Origin of the sequence: Acinetobacter johnsonii ANC 3681 (assembly GCF_000368805.1) — a bacterium.
GTDB classification, from domain to species: domain Bacteria; phylum Pseudomonadota; class Gammaproteobacteria; order Pseudomonadales; family Moraxellaceae; genus Acinetobacter; species Acinetobacter johnsonii.
The window spans coordinates 80,713-92,779 of sequence record NZ_KB849707.1 but is presented as its reverse complement, the minus strand read 5'-3'; the positions used below and the strand labels follow the sequence as shown (position 1 = coordinate 92,779).

The window sequence follows — 12,067 nt, the reverse complement described above, 5'->3', positions numbered from 1 at the left end:
GATGATTATGTCTAACAATTAGCCAAAGTTTGGTTTAATCATGACTAAACCTAAAATGGATATCATCGCAACCACGGCCAAGAATAAGCCCGCTCGGCGCTGTGTAAGTAAAATGCTGTCTTCTTTTTTATAAGCCTTCGACAAAGCGGACAACATCACTAAAAATAAAACCACTTTGGCATAAAACCATGTTTGCACATCAAAGTTTTTCATCACTAAAAGGACAATCCCGGTCAGTACAATCACCAGCATACTTAAATGCTGAAGAGCAACAAAAGCCGTTCGACCCGCTGGATTAGGCTGATTGCCTTGGACGCCTTTAAATAGCGTCATGGCACGCGCCAAAATCACGACACATGCCAAGCTGACCGCACTCATATGCACGATCTTAATCAATAATTGTGTTTCCATGACTGAATCTCTGCTTAGCTTTTCGGGGCATGTGCACAATTTGGACTAGAAGTGTCTTGTCCTTGCCACTCCTCGGGTAAAAAAGCATGTATAGCCAAAGCATAAATTTTACCAGGACTGAGTAAGTCTCCTGCTACCGCATAAATTTTTTGATGGCGCTGAACTAAGCGTAATCCCGCAAAAATCTCACTCACCACGATCACTTTAAAATGTGATTCTTTACCTGGAAAATAGCCGCCATGACCAGAAGATTCATTCACGACTTCTAAATGTGATGGGGAAAGCTGTTGTAAGCGTTCAATCAATTGCTGCTCCAAGCTCATACCTGTCTCCAAAAATAATGATTCGTTCAGAGTATACCTGTTCCTTCAAGATGTTGAATGCATAAAACCCTTTCAGCTAGCATGAGGCACAACTTTTCACGAGCAAAAGTTAAAAAAATCTCAAGGCATCGTCTAAAACTGGCTTTATTTTATGCAATTAAACTCAGCTTTTTCATAAAGCTATTGACCCTGAACTTGCTTGCTGTATCATACAGCGCTATGCGGGAATAGCTCAGTTGGTAGAGCACAACCTTGCCAAGGTTGGGGTCGCGAGTTCGAGTCTCGTTTCCCGCTCCAAATTCAAAAAAGCCCTCATCGAAAGATGGGGGCTTTTTTATGCATTTCTGAACCTTACTCAAATTAGTATACTAACTCTGACAATCAAAAAATGCTGAATTAAGACATCGAACCAACGAGGGATGTCTAAAAATAGAGCATCCCTCGTTGTAAGAATCCATCCTAATACTGCTGCTATACAATGAACTTGGAATTAGATTGTTCTTATTTGGAAATTCATCTCACGCATTCAAACACATTAAAACTTCACCAAATCCCCTTTCAACGCCACACCCGCGAGTGCTGTACCTTTCGCGCATTGATAAGTCGTCATACTACGTGTTTCATTCGACTTATAGAAACTCACCAGATTAGTCACAGCATTTGCACCATTAGCTTTGGCGGTATTTTGAAATTGAATCAATGCCGAACGAAGTACGTGATCACATGAACTTTCCGCAGATTTAGCAAAACCATTGGTCTTTTTATTGGTCACTAGGCCTTTTTCAATCACTTTACCGCCCGACTTGGTTCCCGCCAAATAAAACTTCACTGAACCATCGAGTACCCCATCTGCAACAGCACGGTTTACAGCTTCTTGAAACTTAAAATCATACATTCTGTCTGCAGCTTGAGCCGATGCAATCGCTCCTAAAGACAACACAGCGACTGCACAAATATTTTTGAATAACATGGTTCTACCCTTATCTTATTAGATACGTTTAAAAATCAGGGAGGTATTAATCCCCCCAAAAGCAAAATTGTTGCTCATCACCATTTGCGTTTCTGCTGAACGCATATCTGAAACGATATAATCCAGATCACCACAAGCGCTGTCAATCTGATCTAAATTCAGTGTAGGCACCAACTGATTGCGTCTCATCATTTCAATACTCAGCCATGCCTCAATGGCGCCGCACGCCCCGAGCGTATGCCCAAAATAACTTTTTAATGAGCTGATCGGCTTTTTCCCCAAGATGCGCGCGGTTGCTTGTGATTCTGCAATATCCCCCTGATCGGTCGAAGTGCCATGCGCATTGACATAATCAATATCCGCGGCAGTAAGCTGTGCATCTTTCAATGCCAACTGCATACAACGGCCCATCATTTCAGAATCAGGTCGAGTTACATGCTGACCATCGGTATTACTGCCATAGCCAACGATCTCAGCATAAATGGTGGCCCCGCGCGCTTGAGCATGTTCATATTCTTCTAAAATCAAACAGCCTGCGCCTTCACCAACCACCAAACCATCCCGATTTGCATCAAACGGACGCGGGGTTGTCTCAGGTCGATCATTTTGCACACTGGTTGCTAACAGGACATCAAACACGGCTGAACCCGCGGCACTGAGTTCTTCTGCCCCGCCTGCAATCATCACGGTTTGTTTGCCATATTTGATCGCTTCATAAGCTTGACCAATGGCCATAGAACCTGAAGTACAAGCACTTGAGGTTGGTAGGGTTAAACCCTTTAAACCAAAATACACCGTCATATTGACCGCACTGGTATGCGACATCATACGAATGTAGGTTGTGGCATTCAGTTGGCTCATATTGTGCTCAATCAACATCGAGCCAAACTCACGTACGGCATCCACACTGCCCGCAGAGGAACCAAAGGCCACCCCTGCATCGCCACTTTTTAAGATATCCGCATGCAGTAATCCTGCATCTTCCAATGCTTTTTCAGCACATACAGCGGACATTAAAGCAACACGTCCCATACCTCGAGTAACCTTGCGGTTAAAATGCTTGGGTACGGTAAAAGACTCAACAGGCCCGGCCAATTTACTGCGTAAATCGGAATAAATCTCCCAGTCAGGCATATAGCGAATGCCGCTTTTGCCTAGTGCAAATTGCTCAAAAATTTGCTCTGCGGTTTCACCCAAAGAGGTAATCCCTGACATGCCTGTCACAACAACACGTTTCATTAGATCAAGCCTCCATTGACTGAAATTACTTGGCGGGTGATATAACTGGCATCATCACTGCATAAAAACTTCACCACTTTCGCGACTTCTTCCACCTGTCCCATGCGTTGCATCGGGATCATTTTCAAAGCATGTTCTTTAACTTCTTCCGTGACCATTTCGGTTTCAATCAAGCCCGGAGCCACACAGTTCACCGTAATTTTGCGTTTGGCCAATTCCAGTGCCAATGCTTTGGTCGCACCAATCAAGCCTGCTTTGGCAGCACTATAGTTCACCTGACCTCGGTTACCCATGATCCCAGACACTGAAGACAAGGTCACAATACGTCCGCCCTTTTTCAAGCGAATCATCGGCATCATCAGAGGTTTCAGCACATTATAAAAACCGTTCAGAGAGGTCGAGACCACATCATCCCAGTCTTCATCGGTTAGTGCGGGGAAAGCACCATCACGGGTTAGTCCTGCATTCAACACCGCACCATAAAAAGCGCCATGCTGTGCTATATCTTGCTCTAAAATAGCAGCAATCTTTTCACGCTCATTCACATCAAACATCAACACATGGCTGGCCTGCCCAAGCGCTTGAATCTCCTGAGCCACGGCTTCAGCCTCAGACTGTCTTGAACGGGCATGCACCGTGACATCAAAGCCTGCCTTTGCCAACTCCAAAGCAATCGCTTTACCTATTCCACGACTCGAACCCGTGACTAAAATTCTTCTGTTCACACTAATTTTCCAATGATTTCATTCATATTTTCAGGCTCAAATACGCTCAACATGGCGCTGAACCGATGTTCTTGATATTCAATTTCACAATTAAACTGCCCCAAACCTTCGTGCAGATAACTTTGTTCTACTCGAATCCGCACGATTGTACCCAAACTAAAATAGGCACAAGGCAACTGCATTTTACGCGTTCCCAATAAAAAGCCAATTTTCGGTGGCAAGCCCTGAGTTTGCCCTTTATAACCGGCATAGGCACTAATGGTCTGCGCCATCAACTCAATGCTGCTCCATGTGGACAAGCCTTCTGGCTCACAAAACATCAAATCTGGCGTGATGTGAAGTTCTGCAATAGCAAATTCATCATTGGCTTCAATCAAATGGCTCACGAAAACCATCGGTTTCGCATGCGGAATAAACTGTACTGCGTCCATCATGACAAAGCCGTCCCGAAAATTAAACTAATATTGCTCCCCCCAAAAGCAAAAGAATTACTCATCGCATAGCGAATGGATGTCTTCAAATGCGGTGTAAGCACATAGTTTTGCCTAGCCAAAGCCTCGTCCAATTCACCGGAATGATGTAGCGGCAACCAAGATTGATCTAATAAAACCTGCTGGCAAATAAAGGCTTCAATTGCACCCGCTGCCCCCAGACAATGCCCCGTTTTATGTTTGGTGCTGCTCAAGGCCACAGCTGCATCAGAGAAAACAGTCTGTACCGCCTTCATTTCCATCGCATCATTTTGCGGTGTGGATGTGCCATGCAAATTTAAATAATCAATATCGCTTGCTTGCAGCTGTGCAGCGTCTAAAGCTTTTTGCATCGCCTCCGCAGCCCCTTTTCCTTCTGGATGCGGTGCTGAAATATGCCATGCATCCATTGACTCGCCGCTCGACAGTAACATCACAGGGGCAGGCGCTTTAGAGAGTAAAAACAGTCCTGCGGCTTCACCAATATTAATGCCGTCACGGTTGGCACCACAGGGCTGGCAAATTCCGCTCGATAAGCTTTCTAAACTATCAAAACCATTTAAGGTCAGCTTGCATAGGGTATCGACTCCACCCACTAAGACTGCATCAGCCAAATCGGCATTCAGCAGACGTTGCCCCGCTGCAAGTGCTTTGGCTGCCGAGGAACAAGCGGTAGAAATGGTATAAGCAGGCCCTTCCCAGCCCAAATACTGTTGTAAGGCTTTCGCTAAACTGCCCATTTCTTGCTTTTGGTGCTGTACAGACTGCGGCGCTGGCTGTTGAAACTGCGCTTTTAAAGTAGGCTCATTATCCGCGATGCCTGAGGTTGACGTGCCAATAATCACAGCGAGACGTTGTTTAGGGAACTGTGCAGTATAGGCACGAATCTCGGTTTCAATGTGTGTCAAAGCCGTCAGGGTAAAGCGTAAATTCCGTGAGTCTGCACTGCTTAAGCTTGCAGGAACTGCTTGAAGCAAGGCTTGGTCAGATGCACCGACCCAGACCGTTCGCCCCGCGATCAGATCCTCTCGTTGGGATAAGGTATTTTTGGTGCTTGTTAAGGCATGTTGAAGCTCAGCGGCATTTTGTCCCAAAGCCGATAGCGCCGTACTGAACTGAATGCCAACAGCTGAAACATGCTGTAGTTTTTTAGTCATGATGGTCACCTTGATCATCTTCTAAAGTATTGCTCACCGCACTGATGACCATCTGATAAGGCACTTGCAAATTATCTAGCTCAATTGCCCCCTCATTTTGCTGAATTTTCAACACGGGCTGTTGCTGCATATAAATGGTATCGTCTTTCTGTACGACCGCATTTTGAGCGGCATGTAACGCAGCAAAATTGGGATAGGTCGCATACAGAATATCGCGCACCACATAATCAAAAGGCAATAACCTCATCGGCTCAATCCGCTGTTCAACGTCTACCTTTTGACCATCAAAACTGAGCTTGAATAACTGCTGTCCCGTAAGGCTAAGTGCCAGCATATCAAGCGACTGTCCTCGCTGTTGTTGGTACAGTAAAAAGCTGAAACTCTGGGTTTTCCACTGCACTTCAATTTGGTCTTGACGCTGGTAATTCTGCGCAGCCCACTGCGGAGTCGCGAGTCCCTGCGCTTTGGGAATCCAACTTTGACAGGCACTACAGAGCAGCGCACTGGCTAAAACCCAACTGACGGTCTTTAAACGCAGCTTAAGTTTCATCGGTCAGCGACTCTTTTTTAGGTTGTTCTTCTCGGCAATATTCGGCCAAAGTGCTCAAACGTTGCTTGGCATTGCGATGAATCGGGTTGCTCGTATCCCATGCATAACCTGCCAGTAAAGATGCAATCATACGGCGAATTTTTTCATCCTGCTGAGTCGAAAATACCACATCCTGAAACTCACCTGAATACCATGATTCGACATAGGCACGGAACACTTGAATGCCTTTACGTAGCGGCTTTTCATATTGCTCCATCCAGTCTACCGTCTGACCTTGCAACACTTGCTCGACCAATGGCACTGCTAGACTGGAAGATTTTAAGGCAATGGTTACCCCTGAAGAAAAGACAGGATCGAGGAACTCACCCGCATTGCCCAGTAGTGCATAGTTTTCAGATGCCAAGTGTTTCACATCGGCAGAGTAGCCCACCAAAGTACGGACAGGAGTATCATGTTTGGCATGACGTAACACATACGACAAGCTGGCATCATCGGCCAAAATACGCTTCTGTAAGGCTTCTAAGTCATAGTCCGCACTGCCGTCATAACCATATTTTTCAAAGAAATCTTGCTCCGCCACAATGCCAAATGAAGAGCGTCCATCAGCAAAGGGAATTAGCCAATACCACGCACGGTGGTCTTTTTCATGCACAGTAATTAAAATTTTCTCGCGGTCAAACTCAGGGTCATTCAATAGACCGTCTTCAATGTGGGTAAAGACCGCACGGCGCACGGGAAAATCCGATGGGCTTTCTAAGTCAAGAAACTTCGGCAAAATGCGGCCAAAGCCGCTGGCATCTAAGAGGAACTTGCCTTGAATTTGATAGCTGTCGCCTTGCTCACCTTTCACCGTCAAAATCGGTTGTGTAGATGCCACATCGACCGCCAAAACTTCATGACCAAAACGGATGTCCGCCCCCATTTTTTCAGCTTGCTGTGCCAAAAGTTGGTCAAAATTGGCACGTCGTACCTGCCATGTGGTTCCTGGGCCTTCACTAAACTTTTGAGTAAAGTCATAAAAACTACGCTGTGTGCCTCTTAAAAAAGCCGCGCCATTTTTGAACTGAAAGGCATATTCATCGGCATGGGCACGCACTGTCTCCAACAAACCCGCTTCTTCTAAAAACACCATACACTGCGGCAATAAAGACTCACCAATGGAAAAACGCGGAAAATATTGCTTTTCAATCACGGTGACCTGATGGCCTTTTTGGCGCAGCAAAGCTGCGGCTGAACTGCCTGATGGTCCCGCCCCAATAATTAAAACATCTGTCTGTTGCATGGTGCTCATTGCACTGTACCCTTTGTCTCAGCTCTTTGGCTGATATTGTTGAACCACCACATGTTTTGCATCGGAGGATGTAAAAAGTGTGGCATAAATAAATGAAAAAATAACGCCCAGCAACACTGTTAAGCCAAAACTGTGAATGGCATAAGTATGACTAAAAGACAGCAAACCAAAACTAAAAAACGTCGACATCATGCACAGGAACAAAGCCATACCCACCACCTGCGGGTGATCATGTCCGTGACGGTAGAAAATCGCATAGTCCACCCCAATCCCAATAATCAGGAAGGTGCCCATAATGCTGAATAAATTAATCTCGACACCGAGCCAGGCTTGAATCGCAAACGTGGTCATTAGAGCCATACTGACAGGCAACACCAAAGGCAGAATTGATTTTTTGCCATAAAGTGCGCCTAAGCCAACAGCTAACATCAGCAAAGCGCTGAGTAATAGCCACTGTGCCTGCACACGATGCTGTTTGAATAACTCAGATAATTGATGAACGGGACGTAACAGTTGTACATCCGCATCTTCAAGCTGCTGTATGGCTTTAACATCATGCACATTTTGCAGCATCACCAAACGTTGCGTCGGACTCATCTGCAAAAAATGCAGGGGATGATCTTTAAAGACTGCTTCGGTCAGCAACGGTTGGTCTTTTAAATGCGCTTGCCAGTTTAAAACATCGGCTGTATTGAGCTGTAACGCTTGCGCATATTCGACTAAAGCGGGCTGAGGAATCGCCTGTAACATCGCAATATTGTGTTTTTGCTGCTCAAGCGAGGGAATCCACTGTCCTAAAGCCTGCACAGCATCCAACTTGCCAGCCTGCTGCAAGGGCGTAAGCTCTGCCAACAGTTGCTGTTCATGCTGTTCTAACTCTGCTGGGGTTCTGCCCTGTACCACAAAATATTCGCTGCTTTGCTGTTGCATAAAACGCGAACGAATATATTGATCTTCCTGCTTTAAGGTGGCATCCATACTTTGCAAATTGCGGATGTCATCATTGCTTTTCAGGAGGACGAGGCTGCTGCCTGTCAGCAGTAGAATTAGTGCAATCATGCCATAACGCAGTGTATTTCGACTCTGCACATAACTGCGTGCTTTGCCAATAAAGCCCAAAGCACGTATCGCAGGTTCCGCATTCAGCGCAGGCAAACGTGGCAGTAATAAAATACTGGTCACCCATGCAGCACTCAATCCAACCATGGAAAAGACTGCAATTTGTTTAAAACCCGGAAATGGGGTAAAACTCAGCACCACATAGGCCAACAGTGTGGTCATCAACCCCACAAATAGACTCGGCAGCAATGGTTTTAAAACAGCAAATCCATCCACCTGTCGGTGCTGAGACTGCATGGCCATGAAGTAAAATGAAAAATCGACGCAGACCCCAATCAAACTAGCACCAAAGACCAGTGTCATCAGGTGAATTTCGCCGAAAACCCAATACGTCACCGCAAAGGCCACCAGACTGCCTGTGCCGACCGCAACCATTTCCGTTAGCATGGGTCTGATCGAACGGAAGCCAAACCAAACCAGCAGTAAAATTCCGATGGTCGAACCTACACCAATGGTCGAGATTTCCTCTTTTGCAGAGTTAGTGCCGAACTGTGCAAACAGCAGCGTACCTGTCCAGTGCGGTTTGACCTGCAACTGGCTAAACTGCGAATTGATATGTTGAATAAATGCAGCGGTCTGCTCTTGGTAGGCAATGTTATAGGGACTGTTGTTGAGCTGAAGTACCATCAAACGAGAGATACCCTGCTCATCACGAATTGTGGCGAAGCCCTGCTCTAAATTGATATCGGCATTGCTTTGTAAGGCACTTAAACCGACTGCATAACGCGGAAACAGCAGTAAAGGATCTTGCTTGAGCATTTCAGCCGTGATTGGCATGCCCGGACTCATCAGTTGTAATAAGCTCTGCTCCATCAACGCAGCATAGTCCTGCCCCTGCACAAGCTGCTGATCAGTCTTGGATAATAGCCCTGCTTTGTGCTGATACAGCGCTTGGGCAAATTGATCGGGATCAAGCTGTGGACGAACAGGTAAAAACAGTTGACTTTGATTAGCTTGGGTTTTAAGTGCTCGTGTTGCCTGTTCTAATTGCTGATCCGTTTTGGCATCCAACACCACAAAAACTTTATCATTTAACTGCTGACTCACATATTGCTGTGCTTGTTCCAGATGAGCATCTTGATGAGCCTCAGGCAGCAAAGCAAAGATATTGGTTTCAATCTTGATACCTTTATTCAGCCAAGCCGCGCCCAGTGCCAAAGCAATGACACACAAAATCAGTAACCAAAGGGCGCTAAACTTATTTTGCCAATTGGAAAAGCGCATTTTCCGCAGCCGTTAAAGTTTGAGGTTGAGCCGTTTGCTGACTAAAACGAATGACGGTGCGGTTATTGGCCTGTTCCAAAATCGTGATACGGTCCACATAACGCTGACCTTGCGCATCAACTTGAACAAAAAGCTTTTTAAATAGACCACTTTTCGGTGTCAAACTGACATTCCACTGCGTTGGACTATAATTGGCAGACACCACGTTGAAGTTTTTAGCGAGCGCCGCTTCATTGCCCGACATCAATTGTAAAAACATCGTTGCAACAGAGCCATATGGAGTTTTGTCGACTTCAATTTGACTAGAAGTACGCTGCGTCTTTTGTATCAACTTTCGCGGTGTCACCACCAAATCTGCTTTGACGGGACTTTGAATCTGCCACAGCACCCCTTGGTTTTTGCTGAACAGCACCGTGCCTTTGGACACATAGGTTTTATTTAAAGAGGCCAGTTTTTTCTGTTGCTCAAATTGAGCACGCACCACAGGCATTGCACCGAGCTGAGCAAACACCTGCTTCAATTCAGTACTTTGTGCATTCGCTGCGGGAGCAAGCAAAGTCATCATACTGGCTGTACACGCAACCAAAATCGGCTTGGAAAATTTGTCTCGAATCATGCTTGCATTACTCCGCCTTAAACTCAGGCCATGCATTTAAACAGTCCAACAACACCTGTGGTGACTGGAAGCACATTTCACGTTTTTCAATGTGTACCGCCACTTGTGAAGTATAGCCCTTGGTCAGCTTTCTACCCGAAACCGCATCGAAAATCAGATATTCAATTTTTAGGCGGTTTTCCCATTCTTTTAAAATGGCACGCACGCGAATTTTTTGCTCAAACTCAATGCCTTGTACATAGCGCACATGACTTTCAATCACCGGCCATGCATAGCCCGAGTCGCGCATTTGGTTATAGTTATAGTGAAATTGATCCAGCAGTTTGCAGCGCGCAATTTCAAAATATTTTAAATAATGCCCGTGCCACACCACATGCATGGTATCGACATCATGAAAGGGCACTTCAATGATTACATCAGCATGCATGCTCATTTCCTATGAATATTGAACAGCAATGCTGTCTAACAGTTCTAAATGCTCAAAGCGATTAACCAATGCTTGAAGCTCTTGTTGCAAAGGACGATCTTCCACTATATAGGTGAAGCTCTGAAGCACCCAGTGTTGAAATGCTGTTAAAACAGGGCTGAGTTCTGTATCTACACCTTTGAGTTTGACCGCCTGAACCGCTGCACAGCTGAGTGCCGCAATCACTTGTTCGGTCAGAGTAATCACACGGCTAGCATCACGTGCGGCAATGGTGCCCATGCTGACTTTGTCTTGATTATGACATTCGGTTGAACGTGAGAAAATCGACGCAGCGAGTGTTTGTTTCAAAGCTTCTGCTGTCCATGCCGAAACCCCAATTTGTACGGCTTTAAAGCCATGATTCAGCGGCAAACGCTCAGGACTTGAACCGGTTAAATTACGCGGTAAACCATTGTTCATTTTATAGTCCACCAACTGCGCCAACTGACGATCCATCAAGTCAGCAATATTCGCGATCATAATTTTCAGGCTGTCCATGGCTTGGGCAATATGTCCGCCATAGAAATGTCCACCATGCAGTACCCGCAGGTTCACTGGGTCAATCAATGGGTTGTCATTGCTTGAATTCAGCTCATTTTCAATAAACTGACGCAGCCAGAGTTTAGAGTCTTCAAACACCCCAATCACATGCGGTGCACAGCGTAGTGAATAACGGTCTTGCAGGCGCGAACTTTGGTGTTCGGTTTGTACTTCACTGTTTAACCAGTCGCGTAATTGGGCTGCAATATGTTGCTGTCCCAGATGTGGTTTTTGCGCAAATAAGACTTCATCAAAATGGCTTGGATTCCCTTCTAAAGCCAAAACATTTAGTGCTGTAATCAAAGTACTGGCAAAAGAAATCTGTTCGGCTTTTTTATAATTCAGGCAGGCAATCGCGGTCATGACCGCTGTACCATTCATCAGGGCCAAACCTTCTTTAGGACGCATCACCAAAGGCTGCACACCTTTTTCTACATACACTTGCGCAATCGGTACAATATGGTCTTGATAGTACACATCACGCTCACCGACCAATGCCCCAGCGATATAAGATAAAGGCGTCAAGTCACCACTGGCACCGACCGAACCTTCTGAGGGAATCACAGGAATCACATCTTCATTCAGCATCCAGACCAACCGCTGCAACAAGGCATGCGAAACACCCGAATAGCCGCGTGCCAAAGAACATAAACGCACCACCACAACAGCACGTGCTGTAATCAGGTCTAAGTTTTGCCCCATGCCACAGCCATGAAAACGCGACAAATGTAGCGGCAGCTCATGCACTTGGTGGGCTGGAATTTCAACCAAGCACGAGTCTCCATAGCCCGTGGTCACGCCATAAATGACGCCTTCGTCTTGCAACAGCTGATCAAGGAAATCTGCGCCGCGTTGAATCAATGCTGTCCATTCAGCAGAGGTAGGCAATGCCACCTGTTTTTCTTTACGCGCTACAGCCACAACATTTTCAATACTGAGCGGAGTTTCCCCAACAATTAACACAAG

General features: G+C 45.9%; 13 protein-coding genes and 1 tRNA gene. 1 reads left to right on the top strand and 13 read right to left on the bottom strand.

Features of this window, described 5'->3' with window-relative positions; genetic code table 11:
- Nucleotides 1–18: 18 nt before the first annotated feature.
- Nucleotides 19–411 (bottom strand): SirB2 family protein, encoded by a 393-nt coding sequence (locus tag F946_RS14660; RefSeq protein ID WP_004983982.1) that lies wholly within the window; start codon nucleotides 409–411, stop codon nucleotides 19–21.
- Nucleotides 412–425: 14 nt separating this feature from the next.
- Entirely contained in the window at nucleotides 426–734 is a 309-nt protein-coding gene (locus F946_RS14655; protein WP_004983979.1) for a BolA family protein, read from the bottom strand.
- 221 nt (nucleotides 735–955) lie between these two features.
- Here F946_RS14655 and F946_RS14650 point away from each other — a divergent pair.
- Nucleotides 956–1,031: transfer RNA gene (locus F946_RS14650), tRNA-Gly, on the top strand.
- A gap of 238 nt (nucleotides 1,032–1,269) precedes the next feature.
- Here the strand turns inward: F946_RS14650 and F946_RS14645 are convergent.
- Genes F946_RS14645 through F946_RS14595 form a run of 11 tightly spaced genes read right to left on the bottom strand, consistent with a single transcriptional unit; the run spans nucleotide 1,270 to nucleotide 12,064 of the window.
- Nucleotides 1,270–1,704: a hypothetical protein gene (locus tag F946_RS14645; protein ID WP_004983978.1), complete on the bottom strand. Its 435-nt coding sequence runs from the start codon at nucleotides 1,702–1,704 to the stop codon at nucleotides 1,270–1,272.
- 18 nt (nucleotides 1,705–1,722) lie between these two features.
- Entirely contained in the window at nucleotides 1,723–2,943 is a 1,221-nt protein-coding gene (locus tag F946_RS14640; RefSeq protein ID WP_004983976.1) for a beta-ketoacyl-ACP synthase, read from the bottom strand.
- Complete coding sequence (locus tag F946_RS14635) at nucleotides 2,943–3,668, bottom strand: 3-ketoacyl-ACP reductase FabG2 (protein WP_004983974.1); 726 nt, start codon at nucleotides 3,666–3,668, stop codon at nucleotides 2,943–2,945. Before F946_RS14635 ends, F946_RS14640 begins: the two co-directional genes overlap by 1 nt.
- A complete protein-coding gene (locus F946_RS14630) occupies nucleotides 3,665–4,102 on the bottom strand; it encodes a hotdog family protein (protein ID WP_004983971.1) in 438 nt (145 codons plus the stop codon). Before F946_RS14630 ends, F946_RS14635 begins: the two co-directional genes overlap by 4 nt.
- Nucleotides 4,099–5,295, bottom strand: coding sequence for a beta-ketoacyl-[acyl-carrier-protein] synthase family protein (locus F946_RS14625; protein ID WP_004983968.1), 1,197 nt, complete (start codon nucleotides 5,293–5,295; stop codon nucleotides 4,099–4,101). The genes F946_RS14630 and F946_RS14625 overlap by 4 nt, the downstream gene beginning before the upstream one ends.
- Nucleotides 5,288–5,845 (bottom strand): DUF3261 domain-containing protein, encoded by a 558-nt coding sequence (locus F946_RS14620; RefSeq protein ID WP_004983966.1) that lies wholly within the window; start codon nucleotides 5,843–5,845, stop codon nucleotides 5,288–5,290. The genes F946_RS14625 and F946_RS14620 overlap by 8 nt, the downstream gene beginning before the upstream one ends.
- Entirely contained in the window at nucleotides 5,835–7,136 is a 1,302-nt protein-coding gene (locus tag F946_RS14615) for an NAD(P)/FAD-dependent oxidoreductase (RefSeq protein ID WP_004983964.1), read from the bottom strand. Before F946_RS14615 ends, F946_RS14620 begins: the two co-directional genes overlap by 11 nt.
- A gap of 18 nt (nucleotides 7,137–7,154) precedes the next feature.
- Complete coding sequence (locus tag F946_RS14610) at nucleotides 7,155–9,479, bottom strand: MMPL family transporter (protein WP_004983962.1); 2,325 nt, start codon at nucleotides 9,477–9,479, stop codon at nucleotides 7,155–7,157.
- Entirely contained in the window at nucleotides 9,454–10,044 is a 591-nt protein-coding gene (locus F946_RS14605) for a LolA family protein (RefSeq protein WP_407637095.1), read from the bottom strand. Before F946_RS14605 ends, F946_RS14610 begins: the two co-directional genes overlap by 26 nt.
- 58 nt (nucleotides 10,045–10,102) lie before the next feature.
- On the bottom strand, nucleotides 10,103–10,522 hold the full coding sequence (locus F946_RS14600) for an acyl-CoA thioesterase (RefSeq protein WP_004983957.1): 420 nt from the start codon (nucleotides 10,520–10,522) through the stop codon (nucleotides 10,103–10,105).
- A 9-nt stretch (nucleotides 10,523–10,531) separates the two neighbouring features.
- Nucleotides 10,532–12,064 (bottom strand): HAL/PAL/TAL family ammonia-lyase, encoded by a 1,533-nt coding sequence (locus F946_RS14595; RefSeq protein WP_004983955.1) that lies wholly within the window; start codon nucleotides 12,062–12,064, stop codon nucleotides 10,532–10,534.
- Between the last annotated feature and the right edge of the window lie 3 nt (nucleotides 12,065–12,067).

Coding starts and splice junctions, on each gene's coding strand:
- F946_RS14660 (WP_004983982.1), bottom strand. CDS start 411: ATGGAAACACAATTATTGATTAAGATCGTGCATATGAGTGCGGTCAGC.
- F946_RS14655 (WP_004983979.1), bottom strand. CDS start 734: ATGAGCTTGGAGCAGCAATTGATTGAACGCTTACAACAGCTTTCCCCA.
- F946_RS14645 (WP_004983978.1), bottom strand. CDS start 1,704: ATGTTATTCAAAAATATTTGTGCAGTCGCTGTGTTGTCTTTAGGAGCG.
- F946_RS14640 (WP_004983976.1), bottom strand. CDS start 2,943: ATGAAACGTGTTGTTGTGACAGGCATGTCAGGGATTACCTCTTTGGGT.
- F946_RS14630 (WP_004983971.1), bottom strand. CDS start 4,102: ATGATGGACGCAGTACAGTTTATTCCGCATGCGAAACCGATGGTTTTC.
- F946_RS14625 (WP_004983968.1), bottom strand. CDS start 5,295: ATGACTAAAAAACTACAGCATGTTTCAGCTGTTGGCATTCAGTTCAGT.
- F946_RS14620 (WP_004983966.1), bottom strand. CDS start 5,845: ATGAAACTTAAGCTGCGTTTAAAGACCGTCAGTTGGGTTTTAGCCAGT.
- F946_RS14615 (WP_004983964.1), bottom strand. CDS start 7,136: ATGAGCACCATGCAACAGACAGATGTTTTAATTATTGGGGCGGGACCA.
- F946_RS14610 (WP_004983962.1), bottom strand. CDS start 9,479: ATGCGCTTTTCCAATTGGCAAAATAAGTTTAGCGCCCTTTGGTTACTG.
- F946_RS14605 (WP_407637095.1), bottom strand. CDS start 10,044: ATGATGACTTTGCTTGCTCCCGCAGCGAATGCACAAAGTACTGAATTG.
- F946_RS14600 (WP_004983957.1), bottom strand. CDS start 10,522: ATGCATGCTGATGTAATCATTGAAGTGCCCTTTCATGATGTCGATACC.